The sequence below is a fragment of the Kitasatospora sp. NPDC058218 genome, from assembly GCF_042882445.1.
GTDB lineage: Bacteria > Actinomycetota > Actinomycetes > Streptomycetales > Streptomycetaceae > Kitasatospora.
Genome location: NZ_JBHVWC010000014.1, coordinates 23,165 through 40,467 on the forward strand (window position 1 = coordinate 23,165; position 17,303 = coordinate 40,467).

Genomic DNA, 17,303 nt, shown 5'->3' on the forward strand with positions numbered 1-17,303 from the left:
CGGCGCCGGGCGGGCACACCGGTGGGCGGTGCCCGCCCGTGCGGTACTCCGCTCGACTGTACGGAGCGCACGCCGCACCGCACGGCTCCCGAGGGCGGCCAACCGGTGCGCATACGTTGTGCCGCAACGGAGGTGACCCATGACCAACAGCCGACGCGACATCAACTCCCTGAGCCCCGCCGAGCTGGACGACTACATCCACGCCCTCGGGATCCTGCGCGCGCGGTCCGCGGCAGACCCGTCGGACGTGACCGGCTACGACTTCCAGGCCGCACTGCACAACGGCGGTATCGACAGCGCCGGTCGCAACGTAGGCCCGTGCGAGCACGGCACCGACCAGTTCCTGCCGTGGCACCGGTCGCACCTGTACCACTTCGAGAAGCTCCTGCAGGAATCCGACCCACCGCGGACGTCGAACGTCACGCTGCCGTACTGGGACTGGCTGCACCCGCAGGCGAACGGGAAGTTCCCGCCCGCGTTCTCGCTGCCCGAGCTCGTCCTGGACCGCAACCCCGACCCGGTGGAGCTGCCGCCCAACACCCTGGAGATCGTCACGACCGAGACCGACCAGGGCTTGTTCGGCGGCTTTCCGTCGGCTCACCCGGGGGCCGACCACGGGCGCCTCGAGAACGGGCCGCACAACTTCATGCACTCCAACTTCATCGGCGGCCTGATGGCGGACGCGTCGCAGGCGGCGCTGGACCCGATCTACTTCAGCTTCCACGCCTTCATCGACCTGCTCTGGGCCGAATGGCAGCGGCGCAACGGATCGCCTCCCCTCACCTCGCCCGACCACAATCTTCGCGGCTTCGACGCCCAGACCAAGCACAAGACCGCGGACTTCGCCGACACCGTGGCCCTGGGTTATGACTACGAGTACACGGACCGGCTCAAGGCGGACTTCGCGGTGGAGACCCCGCAGCCGGTCATCCGCCAGCTGCTGGCGACGGAGCCGTTGCGCCTGGTTTCCGCGCCGAACCTCACGGCTTCGCTGCGCAGCAACTCCCGGGCCGAGTTCAGCCTCGCGGCCCCGCCCGCCGAGGCCCGCAAGGTCATGGTTCGGCTCGACGACCTGAAGGTCCCGGTGGCCGGCAGCTACGTGCTGCGCGCCTACGTCCACCCCTCCGACGTCGAGTTCCGTGCCGACGACCCGGACTTCGCGAGCCGCTACGGTGTCGGCTACGTCGCGATGTGGAAGGCCCACCACATGGCCGGCGGCGACCAGCCGCACTCCCACCCGACCGAGTCCAACGCACGCTTCGACATCACGGCCGTCCTCGACGCGTCAGGCGCCGCCCCCGAGGACCTCGTGCTGACGCTCCAGTACCTCCCGTCGCCCGGCCCCTACGGACAGCCCCAGGAGGCACCCGGGCTGCTCGGGGAGGTCGCCCTGAAGGACGTCCTGATGGAGGTGTACAGCTGAGATGCGCACACCCGTCTTCGAGCTCCACATCCGGCCCATGATCCGGTCCACCGACCGGGTCCACATGGACTTCTTCGCCGACCTATGGGACTACGACGCCGTGGTCGCGAATGCCGACGACATCCTCTCCCGAGTCGACACGGGCGGCGGCATGCCGCCGGATGCGAACGGCGGGCCCTGGCCGGAGGAGTGGGTCGCCGTGTTCCGCCGTTGGCACGAGAGCGGGCACAAGCGCCTCCAGCTCGGCACCGCGACCTTCGCCTTCAGCCACTCCGGCGCCACCAACAACGTCACCGCAACCGGCACCCTTCCTGCCGCCGGATTCCATGGCTGGCTCCAGCTGGAGAACGAGACGGACACCGCGAAGACCTACGTCCTCTACTACGAGGCCCCGGACACGCCCGTCCCCGGCGTGCCGCCCGCACTCGCTCTGAAGGAGCGCTACCCCGACACCGACACCCGCTCCGTGTTCGTGCGGGACAGCACGGGCGTGCAGCAACTGCACTGAGCCGGCACCGATCCGGCCGTACTGCGGCGGCCCCGGGGTGCCCCCCCGGGGCCGCCGCTTCGTCGTGGCCCGGGCCCGGGCTCGGGTGCCCCGGCCGCCCGGATACCGAATCACCCGGATCGCCGGGGCACTCGGGTGAACACGCCCGGGAGTCCACTCGAAGGGCGCACCGCCACGGCGGTGACCGCCGCCCTCCGGTGGCATTGGCCGCCCCGGTGAATGACGGTGGTTCAGGCGCACCCCGCGAGTCCCCTTGCCCGACGACGTGTCGGCAGTCGCGGCCCCGCGCCGGAAGGATCGTCCCCATGCGTTCTGCACGCACGCTGCTCGCCGGAGCGGCCGTCGCCGCCGCACTGACCGTCGCCGCCCCCGCCGCCTACGCGGACGGCTCCGCCGACAAGAACCTCACCTGGCAGGAGAAGCAGGACAAGGCTGCCAGCCCCGACGGGCAGAAGACCTGGGAGGAGAAGCAGGACAAGGGCTCCTCCTCTTCCTCCGGTGAGGAGCACAAGGCCGAGGAGAAGACCCCGCACGGTGGCGTGCACACCGGTGGCGGCGGCCTGGCCCTGTCCGGCGGCGGCCTCGCCTCCGGCGCCGTCCTGCTGCTCGGCGGCCTCGGTGCCGGCGCGCTCGCGCTGCGCCGCGGGCGCCGGACCACCGGCGCCGCGATCTGACCCGGCGCCGCCCCCGCAGCCTCCCCGCCGTGGCCACCGCGCTGAGCGGCGGCCACGGCGGGAGCACGTGCGGCGCCGTGCCCGACCGTGCGGTGCGGGCCGGGCGGCGCTGTCACGGACTCCCCCGCCGGCCGCGGGCCGGCGGCCACCGGTCGCAGCACGACCTGGTGGTCCCGCCGACACCGCCCCGGCCGTCACAGGCCTGACCTAGGAGTGGAACGATGGCCGGTCCGGCCGCTGGAACGTCCCGGTTGCTGCGCGCGGGTATGGGCGCCGCGGCCGTCGGCCTGCTGCTGATCTACAACTCGGTGGACGTGGCCCCCTCGTCCGATCCCGGCCCCGGTCAGGCCGCTCCCCCGGCCGCCACCGCGAGCGCGTCCCCCGGTGACGCGGCCCCGGCCGCCGCGGCCGCCAAGCCCACCACGCCGGCGGCACCCGTGCTGAAGAGGGCCAAGCCGACCCGGCTGCGGATTCCGCAGATCGCCGTCGACGCACCGTTCGCCGAGCTGACCGTGAACCCGGCCGGGGAACTCAACGCACCGCCGCCGGACGACAAGAACCTGGTCGGCTGGTACCGCGACGGCGCCGCGCCCGGCGAACGCGGCCCCGCCGTGGTGGCCGGGCACGTGGACACCACCAAGGGCCCGGCGGTCTTCCTGCTGCTCAGCCTGCTCGTCCCCGGCAACAAGGTCGAGGTGCAGCGGGCCGACGGTACGGTCGCCGTCTTCTCGGTGGACTCGGTGGAGACCTTCGCCAAGAACGCCTTCCCCGACCAGCGGGTGTACGGGAAGACGGCGGACTCCCAACTGCGGCTGATCACCTGCGGCGGCGTCTACGACAAGAAGCGCAAGGACTACCTGGACAACGTGGTGGTCTTCGCGCACCTGGAGTCCTCGCGCAAGGCCTGAGCCCGGACACCGACGACCGCCGGCCCCCGTCGCGGGGGCCGGCGGTCGTTCGTCGCGGCGCAGCGGTCAGCCACGCACGGTGGCCTCGAACGCGTGCAGGTACGGATTGACCGGGCGGACGTCGGCCACGTCCAGGCCGGCCTCCGTCATCAGCCGCACCAGGCTCTCCTTGGAGTGCTTCGCACCGCCGACGTTGAGCAGCAGCATCAGGTCCATCGCGGTGGTGAAGCGCATCGACGGGCTGTCGTCGACCAGGTTCTCGACCACGACGACGCGGGCGCCCGGGCGGGCCGCCAGGACCACGTTGGCGAGGGTGCGACGGGTGCTCTCGTCGTCCCACTCCAGGATGTTCTTGATGATGTAGAGGTCGGCGTGGACGGGGATGTCCACCCGGCAGTCGCCGGGGACCAGGCGGGCCCGGGCCGAGAAGTCACCGCCGTCCCGGAGCCGGGGGTCGGCGCCGGCGACCACCTTGGGCAGGTCGAGCAGGGTGCCGTGCAGCGCCGGGTGCTTCTCCAGCAGGCTCGCCAGCACATGGCCCTGGCCGCCGCCGATGTCGACCACCGAGTCGATGCCGGTGAGGTCGAGGTACTCGGCGAAGTCCGCGGCGGACTGCCGGCTGGAGGTGGTCATCGCCTTGTCGAAGACCTTGGCCGAGTCTCCCCCCTCGCTGTGCAGGTAGTCGAAGAACTCCTTGCCGAACAGCTCGGGGAAGACGTTGCGGCCGGAGCGGACGGCCTCGTCCAGCTTCGGCCAGGCCTCCCACGTCCACGGCTCGGTGCACCAGAGGGAGATGTAGCGCAGGCTGTTGGGGGCGTCCTCGCGCAGCAGGCGGGACATCTCGGTGTGCTCGAAACGGTCGTCGCCCGTCTCGTGGAAGATGCCGTAGCAGGTGAGGGCACGCATCAGCCGGCGCAGCGGCTTGGGCTCGGTGTCGAGCGCGGCCGCGAGGTCGGTGACGGTGGTCGGGGTGTCGCCGAGCGCGTCGGCGACACCGAGCCGGGCGGCCGCGCGGACGGCGGCGGCGCAGGCGGCGCCGAAGACGAGCTCCCGCAGGCGCATCGCGGCCTGCGGGGTGGTGGCGGGTGCGGTGGTCATGTGCCGTCTTTCTGCAGGTGGGAGGTGGGGCCAGGGTGTTCGGGGCTGCGATGTTCGGGGCTTCGGTGTTCGGGGGCCGGGGCCCCGGGCCGGTCAGGTGCCGGGGTGCCCGGGGCCGCGGGTGGTGTCGCGGCTCAGCAGTGGCCGGCCGGCTCGGAGACCGCGCACTGGTTGCGCGCGAAGGAGTTGTCCGTGCCGGTGTCGCGGTCGGCGAGGTCGGCCGGGCCGTTGCCGACCACGTGGTTGCCGGCGACGGTGTTGCGGGCGTTGGCCACGCCGACCACGCTGCGGAAGAGCACGATGCCGCCGGACATCGGCGAGGCGCCGACGTTGTCGGTGACCTCGTTCTCCGTCACCGTGGTGTCCTCCGCGCCGGTGAGCAGGATGCCGGTGCCCTGGATGGCGTCGAGGCGGGGGTTGGGCGGGCAGTACCTGTTGTTGGCGACGACCCGGTTGCGGCTGACGGTCAGTGCCCCGGCCCGGGGGACCCCCTCGTCGCCGACGATGAAGACGCCGCCGCAGTTGCCGTGGATCTCGTTCGACTCCACGCTCAGGTCGCGCAGGCGGCGGACGGTGACGCCGATCCGGTTGTCGGTGAGCAGGTTGCCGCTGACCACCGTGCCGTCGGTGGTGACGGCGCCGCCCTCGCTGTCCACGGAGTTGGCGAGGAAGACGCCGGACTGGCCGTTGCGGGTCGACTCGTTGCCGGTGATCACGGCCCGGGTGGACTTCTCCTGGCTGATGCCCTGCTGACCGTTGTCGTGGACGTAGGTGGCGCGCACCGTCATGCCGTCGGTGCCGGAGGCGTTGATGCCGTTCTTGCGGAAGCCGGTGACGGCGAGGGCCTCGATCGTCACGTCGGTGAGCGGGGCGCCGTCGGCCCCGACGACGCAGAGGCCGTGTCCGGCGGTGGCGCAGGCGCCGCCGTCGGCGGCGTCGCCGGGGGCGATCACGCTGTCCGGGCCGGCGCCGCGCAGGGTGAGGCCCGGGGTGGTGATCCGGACGCTGCCCAGGTAGGTGCCGGGGAGCAGCTGGACGGTGTCGCCGGGGCGGGCCTCGTCGACGGCCTGCTGAATCGATTCGCCCGGCTGGACGAGGTGCAGGGCCTCGGCGGCGTGCGCCGGGGGTGCCGCGCCGAGTGCGGTCAGGGCGGTGGTGAGGGCGGTCGTGGCGGCGGCGGTGGCCGCGGCGAGGTGGTGGACCCGTCGCGTGGGCATCAGTGGTGACCTGCTTTCTTGCGCGCTCGCGGGGACGCCGGCGCGGTGACACGGAGTGTGCGGGGGATGACGGCCGGTGGGTGTCGGCCGAACCGACGCTATGGGCGCGCGAGGGGCCTCGCCACCAGGGCTGGGCTGCGGGACTGACGGGGCGTCGGCCAGGTGGCGGGCCCGTCGGCGTGGCGCGGGGGCGGGCCGGGACGGGCGCGGGGGCCGCGGGCTCCCCGAGTCGGTGCCGGGCAGCACGACGGCGCACCCGACCGCGAGGGTGCGGTCGGGTGCGCCTGGGTTCGGTGGGACGGGGCCGGTGGCCCGGGTGGTGGTCGGCTGCTCCGGCGGCGGCCGGCGGGCCCTCGTGGCGGTCGGCGGGCCTGAGCCGTGGTCAGGTGCGCCGGGGCCGGTCGAGCGCGCCGGAGGAACGGCCGGGCGGGCCGGGGTGGGTGGCCGGGCCGACCGGCCGGTGGTGAGGCGTCAGAGGCGGACGGGCAGCGTGGCCAGGTGCCAGGCGGCCGGGTTGGGCCCGCGCTCGATCGCCTCGGGGGTGACGGCGAGCTCCAGGTCGGGGAAGGTGCGCAGCAGGGCGCCGAAGGCGACGACGGCCTCCTCATGGGCGAGCGCGGCGCCGATGCAGCGGTGGGCCCCGTAGCCGAAGCCGAGGTGGGCATCGTGGTGCGGCGCGGCGGCCCGGCAGACGTCGAGGCGCTCGGGCTCCTCGAAGACCCTGGGGTCGTGGTTGGCCCCGGCGAGGATCGGCATCACGGCCTCGCCCTTGCGGATGAGCGTGCCGGCCAGCACGACGTCCTCCGTGGCGTAGCGCGGCAGCGCGCCGAGCGTGGGGCCGCACCAGCGCATCAGCTCGTCGACAGCGGCGGGCAGCAGGTCCGGGTCGGCGCGGAGCCGGGCCAGTTGCTCGGGGTGGCCGAGCAGGGCGGCCGTCCCGTTGCCGATCAGGGTGGCGGTGATCTCGTGGCCGGCCACGATGAGGTTGAGGATCAGCGAGACGGTCTCCACCGGGTCGAGGGTGGCGCCCTCGGCGGCGGCGAGCCGGGAGACCAGGTCGTCGCCGGGCTCGGCACGGCGGCGGTCGATCAGCTCACGGGCTGCGGCGATCATGGCGCGCAGCGCGTCGTCCAGCCCGGGCCCGGCGCCCCGGCCGAGGTAGGAACTCCACGTACGCCACTGCGGCCGGTCGCTCTCGGGAATGCCGAGCAGCTCGCAGATGACGGTGACCGGCAGCGGATAGGCGAAGTGGGCGATCAGGTCGACCACGCCGTCCTCGTCCGCGTGCTCGCGCAGGCCGAGGGCGTGCTCCTCTGCGAGCTGCTCGATCCGCGGGCGCAGCCGCCCGACGGTGCCGGCGGTGAAGGAGGGGTGGACCAGGCCGCGCAGCCGGCGGTGCTCGGCGCCGTCCGCGTCGAAGACGCCGGCGCGCAGGTACTCCTCGCACTCGGGCGGCAGCCCGCGGGCCTGCCAGACCTGCTCGGTGCGGTGGCCCGGGGCGGCGCCGGGCACGTTGGCGGCGTCGTTGACGAAACGCGGATCGGCGAGGACGGTGCGGACGTCCTCGTAGCGGGTGGCGATCCAGACCGGCTCGACCCCGGGGATGGTGCCGCGGGCGAGCGGGGCGCGCTCACGGATCCGGGAGAAGGTCGCGAAAGGGTCCCGCACCAGGTGTGCGGCGCGCAGGTCGACCGTCTCCACGGGCTCGGCGGTGGTCATGACTGCCTCCACTGGGTTGCTGATCCATCACGGATCGTGACCCACCCTGGACCGTCCGGTCTAGCGTTCGAGTCCCGGATTCACTCGATCGGGGACGAAAGAGGCCTGCTCCGGGCGCGCCGTGCGTGCACGAAACTGGGACCGTGCCGCCTGGGCACCGGCCCCACCGGCCCGCGTGGCATGCTCGGGGCCATGAACACCGCCGTCGCCGCGCCGCCCGCCGCGGCCGTACCGCCCGCCGCCCCCGCCCGCAACCCGATCGGCGCCCACGTTCCGGTGGCCGCCCGCGGACTGGCCGGTACGGGGCTGGCGTACGCACGGCGGGTCGGTGCCGAGACGGTCCAGGTGTTCGTCGCCAACCCGCGCGGCTGGGCCACTCCCCCGGGCAACCCCGCGCAGGACGAGGAGTTCCGCACCGCCTGCGCCGAGCAGGGCATCCCGGCGTACGTGCACGCGCCGTACCTGATCAACTTCGGCTCGGACAACGCGGCGACCCGCGAGCGCTCGGCCGCCTCGCTGCGGCACTCCCTGCTGCGCGGCCACGCGATCGGCGCCGCCGGAGTGGTGCTGCACACCGGTTCGGCGGTCGGGACGGCCCCGGGCGGCGGCTCGCGACGGGCCGAGGCGATGGCCCAGGTCCGCGCGGACGTCCGGCCGCTGCTGGACGAGCTGGACGCGCTCGGCGACGGCGCGCCCCTACTGCTGCTGGAGCCGACGGCCGGCCAGGGCAGCTCGCTCTGCTCACGGATGGAGGACCTGGCCGCGTACCTGGACGCGCTGGACGCTCACCCGATGGTCGGGGTCTGCCTGGACACCTGCCACGCCTTCGCGGCCGGCCACGACCTGGCGGTGCCGGGCGGGGTCGGCGCGGCGCTGGACGCGCTGGTCGCGGCCGCCGGGCCGGACCGGCTGCGGCTGATCCACGCCAACGACTCCGAGGACGCGGTCGGCGCTCGCAAGGACCGGCACGCCAACATCGGCGCCGGGCTGATCGGGGCGGAGCCGTTCCGCGAGCTGTTCGAGCACCCCGCGACGGCGGGCGTCCCCCTGGTGGTGGAGACCCCGGACCGCAAGCACGGCGGCGACGGCACCGGGCACGCGATGGACATCGCGCTGCTGAAGGAGCTGCGCGAGCGGGCCGCCGTACCCGCGCGGGCCCTGTCCGGCTGAGCTCGCCGGGTCGGCGCACGGACCGCACCCGCCCGGTCGACCCGGGCTGCCGGGTCGCGGGGGCGGTGGGAGTCTGGAACGACTGACGCCCGAGGCCCCTGGGGGTTTCCGAATGAGCCCGACCCGGAATCTGGCTGCGCTGCCGTGCGGCCGCCGCAGCAAGTGGGTGGTCCTGGCGCTGTGGCTGGTGCTGCTGGTGGTGGCCGGACCGCTGGCCGGAAAGCTCACCGACGCCGAGGACAACCAGGCCTCCAGCTGGCTGCCGGGCAATGCGGAGTCCACCCAGGTGCTGACCGAACAGCGCGCCTTCCAACCGGTGGACACCGCGCAGGCCGTGGTGGTGTACCAACGCGACGGCGGGATCACCCCCGCCGACCGGGTGGAGGCCGCCCGCGACGCGATGGCCTTCGCGACCGCCCCGCACGTCCTGGGGCCGGTGGTCGGGCCGGTGCTCTCCGCCGACGGCCAGGCGATGCAGACGATCGTGCCGGTCGACATCGGCACCGGCGGCTGGCAGGACCTGCGCCCCGCGGTGGACAGCATGCGCGCGACCGCCGCCGACGACAGCCTGGGCATGACCACCCACGTCACCGGCCCGGCCGGGGTCGGCGCCGACCAGGCCGAGGCCTTCGCGGGCATCGACGGCACCCTGCTGGCGGCCACCATCAGCGTGGTGATCGTCCTGCTGCTGCTCACCTACCGCAGCCCGGTGCTCTGGGCGCTGCCGCTGATCTCCGCGGCGGGCGCGCTCGTCGTCGCCCAGGCCGTGATCTACCTGCTCGCCGAGCACACCGGGCTCACCGTCAACGCGCAGAGCGCCGGCATCCTGATCGTGCTGGTCCTCGGCGCGGGAACGGACTACGCGCTGCTGCTCACCGCCCGCTACCGGGAGGAGCTGAGACGGCACGAGGACCGGCACGAGGCGATGGCGTTCGCGCTGCACCGCGCCGGGCCGGCGATCCTGGCCTCCTCGGCCACCGTGGTCGCCTCGATGCTCTGCCTGCTGGTCGCCGAGATGAACTCCACCAGCGGTCTCGGCCCGGTCTGCGCGATCGGCGTCCTGGTGGCCCTGGCCGCGATGCTGACGCTGCTGCCGGCCCTGCTGGTGGTCGTCGGCCGGTGGGTGTTCTGGCCGGTCAAGCCCGCGTTCGGGACGCCGGAGCCCACCAGGACCGGCCGGTGGGCTCATGTCGGCACCTGGATCGCCCGCCGTCCGCGCAAGGTGTGGATCGGCACCGCACTGGCCCTGGGGGCCTGCTGCATCGGGCTGGTCTCGCTGAACGCCACCGGCCTGAGCACCGCGGGCTCCTTCACCGGGACGCCGGACTCGGTGGTCGGCCAACAGGTGCTGGAGCAGCACTTCCCCGGCGGCACCGGCGCTCCGCTGACCGTCATCAGTACGGCGGGCGAGGCGGGTACCGTCCGCGCGGTGGCGCAGGCGACACCCGGTATCGCCGGGACGTCCGCACCGACCACGAACGAGGGTCAGGCGCTGTTCCAGGCCACGCTCGCCGATCCGCCGGACAGCCAGGCCGCCAAGGACACCGTGGACCGGGTGCGGGCCGCCGTGCACGCGGTGCCGAACGCCGACGCCAAGGTGGGCGGGAGCACGGCGGTGATCCTGGACGCCGGGCGGGCTGCCGCGAACGACAACCGGACGATCATCCCGCTGGTGCTCGGCGTGGTGCTGCTGATCCTGGCGGTGCTGCTGCGGGCGGTCACCGCGCCGCTGGTGCTGATCGCCACCGTGGTGCTGTCGTACGCGGCGGCGCTCGGGATCAGCGCGTTCTTCTTCGAGCACGTCTTCCACTTCGAGGGCCAGGACAACGCGTTCCCGCTGTTCGTCTTCGTCTTCCTGGTCGCGCTCGGCATCGACTACAACATCTTCCTGATGACCCGGGTGCGGGAGGAGTCGGCGCACCTCGGCACCCGGCAGGGGACGGTGGCCGGGCTGGCCGCGACCGGTGGGGTGATCACCTCCGCCGGGCTGATCCTGGCCAGCACCTTCGCGGTGCTCGGGACGCTGCCGGTGGTGGGGTTCGCCGAGATCGGCTTCGCGGTGGCGCTCGGGGTGCTGCTGGACACGCTGGTGGTGCGTTCGGTGCTGGTCACCGCACTGACCATGGATCTGGACCGGCACATGTGGTGGCCGGGGAAGTTGTCCAGGCAAGTTCGCCAGCCGGAGAGCGAGTTGGACAGACAGCTTTAAGTTACCGTCGAGTTCATACGGTTATCGTCGAACGTCTTGCCGGGCGTGGCCGGGGCCGCGTTGACTGCGCACATGCCAACTCCCACCGCCCTTCGCCGCGGCTCGCGACTGGCCGCCGCCTGTGCCGTCGCCGCCGCCCTGCTCGCCCCCTGCGCCACCGCCCGGGCGGCGACGCCCCCGGCCACGACCGCCGCGCCGACGGTCGCGCCGCTCGACGTGCTGACGTACAACGTCTTCCTGATGAGCAAGAACCTCTACCCCAACTGGGGCCAGGACTACCGGGCGAAGGCCATCGCCGCCGCCGACGTCTTCCAGGGCCACGACGTGGTCGTGCTCCAGGAGGCCTTCGACAACGCCGCGTCCGACCTGCTCACCTCGCAGGCCTCGGCCGCGTACCCGTACCACACGCCCGTGGTCGGCCGCTCGACCGGCGGCTGGGACGCCACCGGCGGCAGCTTCAGCTCGACCACCCCGGAGGACGGCGGGGTGACGCTGCTGAGCAAGTGGCCGATCCTGCGCAAGGAGCAGTACGTCTTCAAGGACGCCTGCGGCAGTGACTGGTGGTCGAACAAGGGCTTCGTCTACGCGGTGCTGAACGTCAACGGCCTGCGCACCCACGTCATCGGCACGCACCTGCAGTCCACCGACACCGGCTGCTCCACCGGGCAGCCGGCGGCGGTGCGGGCGGCGCAGCTCAAGACGATGAAGGCGTTCATCGACGGCAAGAACATCCCGGCCGCCGAGCCGGTGCTGATCGCGGGCGACCTCAACATCGACTCGCACGGCAGCGAGTACCCCTCGCTGCTGGCCAACGCGAACGTGGCGCCCGCCGACACCCGCGACGGCTGGGCGAACTCCTTCGACACGGTCGACAACTCGATTGCCGCCTACCGTTACCCCGGTGAGCCCAAGGAGGACCTGGACTACGTCCTCTACCGGGCCGACCACGCGCGGCCGGCGAGCTACACCAACACGGTGGTCCGCGCCCACAGCACGCCGTGGACGGTGAGCAGTTGGGGCACGAGTTACACCTACAACGACCTCTCCGACCACTACCCGCTGACGGCCCGGTAGGTCGGTCGGTCCGTTCCGTTCTGGTCCGGCGGGCGGGCTGCCTGTCGGTCCGCCCGTGCCCGGCCGGCGCCCGCCGGTACTCCGGGGGCGCCGGCCGGGGGCGGGTTCGATGGCGGGTCGGCGGCGGGTCCGTCGGCGGTTAGACAGCCGTGCAGGCAGCGGCTCAGTCGGTGTCGGTGAAGCGCTGGTACGCGGGAGCGAGCAGCGCCTCCAGCGGGCGACCGCGCACGGTGATGCCGGAGGCGGCCAACTCATCGACCGCCGGGGCCGGTTCGGGCTCGCCATCGGCCGGCGTGACGGGTTGCGGCATGCGGCCCTGCCAGAAGGTGTCGAGACAGTCCGCCAGCGGGCGGTCACCGGGTGCGGGCATGGTGGCGGGTCACTCTCCGATCGCTTCGGCGGACAGGGTGAGCAGCTCTCGCAGCCGCTCGGTGGACAGCTCGGCGAGCCACTGCTCGCCGCCGCCGACCACGGCGTCGGCCAGCGCCCGCTTCGCGGTGATCAGCTCGTCGATCCGCTCCTCGACGGTGCCCACGCAGACCAGCCGCCGGACCTGCACGTCACGGCGCTGGCCGATCCGGTGCGCCCGGTCGGTGGCCTGGTCCTCGACGGCGGGGTTCCACCAACGGTCCAGGTGGATCACCTGATTGGCGGCGGAGAGGTTGAGGCCGGTGCCGCCGGCCTTGAGCGAGAGCAGGAAGACCCTCGGCCCGTCCGGGGCCCGGAACCGCTCGACCAGGTCGTCCCGCCGCCCCCTGGGCACCCCGCCGTGCAGATACAGCACCTCCTCGCCCAGGCGCCCGCTCAGGTACGGCTGGAGCATGGTGCCGAACTCGGCGTACTGGGTGAAGACCAGAGCGCGGTCCCCCTCGGCCAACGCCTCCTCCAGCACCTCGACCAGCCGCTCCACCTTGCCGGAGCGACCGGCCACCGCCGTCCCGTCGTGGAGGAGTTGGGCCGGATGGTTGCACACCTGCTTGAGCCGACCGATCGCCGCCAGCACCGCGCCCTTGCGCTCCACGCCCCGGGTGCCCTGGAGGCGCTGCAGCAGATCGGCGACCACCGCCCGGTAGAGACCGGCCTGTTCGGCGGTGAGGCCGCAGTGGACGGTGAACTCCTGCTTGGCCGGGAGGTCCTGGGCGATCAGCGGGTCGCTCTTGCTCCGGCGGAGCAGGAACGGGCCGCTCAACCGCCGGAGCCGGGCCGCGACCTCGGCGTTGCCGGACTGCTCGACCGGGATCGAGAAACGCTCCTTGAACGACTCCGCGCTGCCGAACAGGCCGGGGTTGGCGAAGTCCAGGACGGCGTGCAGGTCGGCCAGCCGATTCTCCACGGGAGTTCCGGTGAGGGCGATCCGGGGGCCGGAGCGCAGCGACCCGAGCGCCCTGGACTGCCGGGCCGCGGGGTTCTTGACGTGTTGGGCCTCGTCGGCGACGATCCGCCGCCAGCGGATCCGCCGCAGGTCGGCGACGTCCCGCTGGACCAGTCCGTACGTGGTGATCACCAGATCGGCGGACGGGTCGGGCACCGTGCGGTCGCCGCCGTGGTGGACGTGGACGCGCAGACCGGGAGCGAAGCGGGCCGCCTCCCGCTGCCAGTTGCCGACCAGCGACATCGGGCAGACCAGCAGGGTGGGCCCGACCGCGCCGCGCTCCTGCTCCAGGGCGAGCAGGGCGAGGGTCTGGACGGTCTTGCCGAGGCCCATGTCGTCGGCGAGCACGGCACCCAGGCCGAGCCGGCCGAGCGCGTCCAACCAGGCCAACCCCCGGCGCTGGTAAGGACGGAGGGTGCCGGTGAATCCCGTGGGCAGCTCCGGAACCCGGGCCGCGTCACCGGGCCCGCCGGCCAGCAGCTCGCCGATCGGCCCGGCGGCGTGGACGGCCGTGACGGGGAGGCCGTCGACGGTGGCGCGGTCGTCCACCGCCAGCCGCAGCAGTTCGACCGGTGCCATCGTGCCGCTGCCGTGGTCGGCCAGGAACCTTACCGCAGCGGCGAGTTGAGCCTGATCCACCTCGATCCAGCGGCCGCGCAGCCGGACCAGGCCCTGCTGTGCGGCCGCAAGCTCGGCCAACTCCTCCTCGGTGAGGGTCAGTTCGCCGAGCGAGAGCTGCCACTGGAAGGCCAGCACGGCGTCCCGGTCGATCTGCGCGGTGCGCTTGACCGCGCCGGGGGTGGCGACCGGAGCCGCGGTGAGGGCGAGCCCGATCCGGGGGCGCCGCTGCCACCAGGCCGGGAGCAGCACACCGAAGCCGGCCCGGGTGAGCGCGGGCGCCGCCGTGCGCAGGAAGAGCAGAGCGCCGTCGCGGTCGAGGTCGACGCCGGTGGGGCGGGGCGTCAGCAGGGCGGTGCGCAGCGGCGGGTGGATCCGGGCGGCCCGGTCGAGCTCGGCCAGGTAGGCCCCGGCCGGATCGGGGACGGTGCGGGCCAGGGCCGCGTACGCCTCGTCCTCGACCCACAGCGCGGCGGCGGGAACGACCAGGGAGAGCCGGTCGACGGCCTGCACGAGCAGGTCGAGCCGCCAGGAGTCGGCGACGGCGCCGCCGTCGGGGTCGTCCGGGTCCGGGCCGAGCGGTTCGCCGAGGCGGAGGTTCAGCCTGACCGGGCTGTCCGCCGGCCGGGCCGCGTACCAGGCGGCGAGCCGCTCGGGCAGTTCGGCGGGCGGGGCGTCCTGGAGCCGGCCGTCGGCACGGTGGAGCGCGGCGAGCCAGGGCTCGGCGGGTGGTTCGAGGTCCGCGAGCGCGGCCCGGGCCTCGCGGTCGACCAGGGTGTCGAGCAGTTCCGTGGCCAGGTCGACGGCGGAGCGCCCGACCGGGGCGTGCTCGGGGGTGCCCGGCCCGGGGGTGCCCGGCCCGGGCGGGCGCGATTCCGTCGGGTGCGGTTCCGTCGGATGCGACGCCGACGGCGGGAGCGGCCCCGACGGAGGCTGCTCGGCACGGCAGACCGGCGGGCACCCCGCGGCGAGCGCCGCGAGCTCGCGGCGGGCGGCGGCATCGGGAGCGGGCCGCCAGCGCGCGTACCACTCCCCCGACCGCTCCTGCTCCAGCACGGGCAGCAGCCGCCCCCGCCCGACCAACCGCCAGGCGAGGTCGTGGACGGCGGACAGCCAGCGCAGCGAGGCGCCGTACGCGAGCTCGACGGACCCGCCACCGGGGAGCTCGACGGTCGCCCCCGGCCAGTGCGGGTCGTGCAGCGCGCCCAGCAGTTGGGCCGCCTCGGCCGCGTCGAACAGCAGGGTCGGCACCCGCCAGGGGCTCAGCGCGACCCCGCGCGGCGCGGCGCCGACGGGCAGATCGGGCGAGGGGACCGGTCGGCCGCCGAGGGCGGGCAACAGCAGGCCGGTCCAGCGCTCGGCCCCCTGGCCGGCGAGCCAGTCGAGGCCCGGCCCGATCGCCCCCAGCAGGCGGGCGACGTCGCCGGCGGCGCAGGCGTACGGATGGGCGCCGACCCGGAGGCCGTCCACCCGGCCGGCCCCGCCCCCGTCCACCACGCTCCGGTGGGCCGCGGCGCGCCCGGTCCGGTACACCTCGGCGTCCTCCGCCCAGAGGGCGAGGCGGCCGTCGGCTCGCCAGAGCGCGTGCAGGGCGTACATCGGTCAGGGCCTTCCGGAGGCGGTGGGACAGCGGGCTTCCCAGCCTAGCTTCGAGGTCCGACAGGGCGGGCCGGCCGCAGTCGACCCCGGCGGGTGGTGGATCCGGGGCAGTGGATCCGGGGTGGCAGTGGGACCGGGGTGGCAGTGGGTAGCGGCGGGCCCGGGGCGCCGCCGACCAGCGGGTCCGAGGAGGTCTGTCGACATCAAGTATCTTGACGTCGAGATTCATGTCCGGCAGGCTGCTCCCCGAACACCGGGGACCAGCGAGGGGCAGGCCATGGCACAGCACGGGGGCGGACTGCTGGCGCAACTGCGCCGGCCACCGGGCGGGCGGGACGGACGGACCATGCTGCTCGCCCAGTTCCTGGACCGGGCCGGAACGGGGGTGTGGGCCGCGTCCTCGGTGCTGTACTTCACCTTCGTGACGCGGCTGGACGCACAGCAGGTGGGCCTGCTGCTGGGCGTGGCCGCGGTGGCGGGCATCGTCGGCTCCCCACTGGCCGGTCAGCTGGCCGAACGGTTCCCCGTCCGGGGGCTGCTGATCGGGTGCCACCTGCTGCGGATCGGCACGATGGGCCTGCTGCTGGTGTGCAACGGCTTCGCGGCGCTGCTCCCCGTGATGGCGCTCACCTGCCTCGGCGAGCGGGGGGCCAAGACGCTGGAGATGCTCTTCGCCACCCGGGCGACGGGCGACCGGCGGTCCACCTACCAGGCGCTCACCCGCAGCGCGGCCAACGCCGGGTACGCACTGGGCGCCGGCGTCGCCGCGATCGGCCTGGCCGTGGGCACCAGGGACGCCTACCGGGCGCTGGTCCTGAGCAACGCGCTGTCGTTCGCGGTGACCGCCGCCCTGGTGTGGCGCACCCGGGAGCCACATGGCGGCGGACGGGTGGCAGCGCGGGCCGACGCCCCGGGCGCCCCGGAACGCACGCCGGCACCCAGCCCCTGGCGGGACCGCGGCTATCTGCGCTTCGTCCTCCTGGACATCCCGATGAGCCTGGACGATTCGGTGCTCAACGTCGGGCTGCCGCTCTGGCTGGTGAACCACACCTCGGCACCGCACGCCTTCGTGCCCGCCTTCCTGGTGATCAACACCGTGCTGGTGGTGGTGCTCCAGCTGCGGGTCTCCGCACGCGCCGAGGGGCCGCACCGCGCGGCGGCCGCCGTCACCCTGTACGGGGCGGCGATGTCCGCGGGCTGCGTGGTCGTGGCGATCGGCACCGGCGGCGGGGCCTGGACGGCCGCGGCAGCCCTGCTGGTCGCCGCGATGCTGGTCACCGCCGCCGAGTTGATGCGGTCGGTGAGCTCCTGGGAGCTGGCGGTCTCGCTCGCGCCCGAGCGGGCCCGGGCCTCCTACCTGGGGGTGGCCGGCATGGCCCAGTCCGTCCAGAAGTCCGCCGGACCGCTGCTGCTGACCGGCGCGGTGATGGTCGCCGGCCCGGCGGGCTGGCTGACGCTCGGAGCGGCCGTCGCGGGGCTCTCCGTCGTGCAACGCCGCTTCTGCGAGCGGCGGTTGGCGGCGATGGCCGGGCCGGCGACCGGGCCCGCGAACGGGACGGCGACCGGGCCGGCGGGCGAGGCTGTCGGCGCGGCACCGGAACGGCGGTCCTGAGGCCAACCCGGCGGGGAGCACCCGGCGTTCGGAGAGCGGAGCCCCCCGCGGGCCGCGACCCCGAGGGGGCGGTTCAAGCCAACGGCGACGGGAACGATGTCG

13 protein-coding genes are annotated in these 17,303 nt (G+C 74.1%); 8 read left to right on the forward strand and 5 right to left on the reverse strand.

All coding sequences use genetic code 11. The features are described 5' to 3' along the window. Positions 1-139 precede the first annotated feature (139 nt). The 4 genes from ACFVYI_RS11070 to ACFVYI_RS11085 all read left to right on the forward strand — a co-directional run bounded on the left by ACFVYI_RS11070 (position 140) and on the right by ACFVYI_RS11085 (position 3,513). Positions 140-1,423: a tyrosinase family protein gene (locus ACFVYI_RS11070; protein WP_387883420.1), complete on the forward strand. Its 1,284-nt coding sequence runs from the start codon at positions 140-142 to the stop codon at positions 1,421-1,423. A gap of 1 nt (position 1,424) precedes the next feature. Next, positions 1,425-1,931 (forward strand): hypothetical protein, encoded by a 507-nt coding sequence (locus ACFVYI_RS11075; protein ID WP_387883423.1) that lies wholly within the window; start codon positions 1,425-1,427, stop codon positions 1,929-1,931. A gap of 305 nt (positions 1,932-2,236) precedes the next feature. Beyond that, positions 2,237-2,605 carry a hypothetical protein gene (locus ACFVYI_RS11080; RefSeq protein WP_387883425.1) on the forward strand — a complete coding sequence of 123 codons (369 nt, stop codon included), beginning with the start codon at positions 2,237-2,239 and terminating at the stop codon, positions 2,603-2,605. Between the two features lie 221 nt (positions 2,606-2,826). Continuing rightward, positions 2,827-3,513: a class F sortase gene (locus ACFVYI_RS11085; protein ID WP_387883428.1), complete on the forward strand. Its 687-nt coding sequence runs from the start codon at positions 2,827-2,829 to the stop codon at positions 3,511-3,513. Positions 3,514-3,579: 66 nt separating this feature from the next. Here the strand turns inward: ACFVYI_RS11085 and ACFVYI_RS11090 are convergent, their stop codons facing one another. From ACFVYI_RS11090 to ACFVYI_RS11100, 3 genes are all read right to left on the reverse strand, one after another. Next, on the reverse strand, positions 3,580-4,611 hold the full coding sequence (locus tag ACFVYI_RS11090; protein ID WP_387883430.1) for a methyltransferase: 1,032 nt from the start codon (positions 4,609-4,611) through the stop codon (positions 3,580-3,582). A gap of 134 nt (positions 4,612-4,745) precedes the next feature. Next, complete coding sequence (locus ACFVYI_RS11095) at positions 4,746-5,828, reverse strand: nitrous oxide reductase family maturation protein NosD (RefSeq protein ID WP_387883433.1); 1,083 nt, start codon at positions 5,826-5,828, stop codon at positions 4,746-4,748. Between the two features lie 471 nt (positions 5,829-6,299). Next, complete coding sequence (locus ACFVYI_RS11100; RefSeq protein ID WP_387883436.1) at positions 6,300-7,547, reverse strand: cytochrome P450; 1,248 nt, start codon at positions 7,545-7,547, stop codon at positions 6,300-6,302. A 192-nt stretch (positions 7,548-7,739) separates the two neighbouring features. Here ACFVYI_RS11100 and ACFVYI_RS11105 point away from each other — a divergent pair, with 192 nt between their 5' ends. The 3 genes from ACFVYI_RS11105 (at position 7,740) to sph (ending at position 12,000) form a co-directional block, all read left to right on the forward strand. Then, positions 7,740-8,717: a deoxyribonuclease IV gene (locus ACFVYI_RS11105; RefSeq protein ID WP_387883437.1), complete on the forward strand. Its 978-nt coding sequence runs from the start codon at positions 7,740-7,742 to the stop codon at positions 8,715-8,717. A gap of 112 nt (positions 8,718-8,829) precedes the next feature. Beyond that, positions 8,830-10,926, forward strand: coding sequence for an MMPL family transporter (locus tag ACFVYI_RS11110; protein ID WP_387883440.1), 2,097 nt, complete (start codon positions 8,830-8,832; stop codon positions 10,924-10,926). Between the two features lie 72 nt (positions 10,927-10,998). Further along, entirely contained in the window at positions 10,999-12,000 is a 1,002-nt protein-coding gene (gene sph, locus ACFVYI_RS11115; RefSeq protein ID WP_387883443.1) for a sphingomyelin phosphodiesterase, read from the forward strand. 163 nt (positions 12,001-12,163) lie between these two features. Here sph and ACFVYI_RS11120 read toward each other — a convergent pair whose 3' ends face one another. After that, a complete protein-coding gene (locus ACFVYI_RS11120; protein WP_387883445.1) occupies positions 12,164-12,370 on the reverse strand; it encodes a hypothetical protein in 207 nt (68 codons plus the stop codon). Between the two features lie 9 nt (positions 12,371-12,379). Continuing rightward, positions 12,380-15,589, reverse strand: a complete 3,210-nt coding sequence (locus ACFVYI_RS11125) for an SNF2-related protein (RefSeq protein ID WP_387883448.1) — start codon at positions 15,587-15,589, stop codon at positions 12,380-12,382. A gap of 277 nt (positions 15,590-15,866) precedes the next feature. On the opposite strand from ACFVYI_RS11125, the gene ACFVYI_RS11130 reads away from it, so the two are divergent. Next, positions 15,867-17,201 carry an MFS transporter gene (locus ACFVYI_RS11130; protein WP_387883450.1) on the forward strand — a complete coding sequence of 445 codons (1,335 nt, stop codon included), beginning with the start codon at positions 15,867-15,869 and terminating at the stop codon, positions 17,199-17,201. Positions 17,202-17,303: the final 102 nt, after the last annotated feature.

Excerpts from the sequence above, each read along its gene's own strand:
- ACFVYI_RS11070 (WP_387883420.1), top strand. The coding sequence starts at position 140 with ATGACCAACAGCCGACGCGACATCAACTCCCTGAGCCCCGCCGAGCTG.
- ACFVYI_RS11080 (WP_387883425.1), top strand. The coding sequence starts at position 2,237 with ATGCGTTCTGCACGCACGCTGCTCGCCGGAGCGGCCGTCGCCGCCGCA.
- ACFVYI_RS11130 (WP_387883450.1), top strand. The coding sequence starts at position 15,867 with ATGGCACAGCACGGGGGCGGACTGCTGGCGCAACTGCGCCGGCCACCG.
- ACFVYI_RS11085 (WP_387883428.1), top strand. The coding sequence starts at position 2,827 with ATGGCCGGTCCGGCCGCTGGAACGTCCCGGTTGCTGCGCGCGGGTATG.
- ACFVYI_RS11110 (WP_387883440.1), top strand. The coding sequence starts at position 8,830 with ATGAGCCCGACCCGGAATCTGGCTGCGCTGCCGTGCGGCCGCCGCAGC.
- ACFVYI_RS11090 (WP_387883430.1), bottom strand. The coding sequence starts at position 4,611 with ATGACCACCGCACCCGCCACCACCCCGCAGGCCGCGATGCGCCTGCGG.
- ACFVYI_RS11120 (WP_387883445.1), bottom strand. The coding sequence starts at position 12,370 with ATGCCCGCACCCGGTGACCGCCCGCTGGCGGACTGTCTCGACACCTTC.
- ACFVYI_RS11105 (WP_387883437.1), top strand. The coding sequence starts at position 7,740 with ATGAACACCGCCGTCGCCGCGCCGCCCGCCGCGGCCGTACCGCCCGCC.
- sph (WP_387883443.1), top strand. The coding sequence starts at position 10,999 with ATGCCAACTCCCACCGCCCTTCGCCGCGGCTCGCGACTGGCCGCCGCC.
- ACFVYI_RS11075 (WP_387883423.1), top strand. The coding sequence starts at position 1,425 with ATGCGCACACCCGTCTTCGAGCTCCACATCCGGCCCATGATCCGGTCC.
- ACFVYI_RS11125 (WP_387883448.1), bottom strand. The coding sequence starts at position 15,589 with ATGTACGCCCTGCACGCGCTCTGGCGAGCCGACGGCCGCCTCGCCCTC.
- ACFVYI_RS11100 (WP_387883436.1), bottom strand. The coding sequence starts at position 7,547 with ATGACCACCGCCGAGCCCGTGGAGACGGTCGACCTGCGCGCCGCACAC.
- ACFVYI_RS11095 (WP_387883433.1), bottom strand. The coding sequence starts at position 5,828 with ATGCCCACGCGACGGGTCCACCACCTCGCCGCGGCCACCGCCGCCGCC.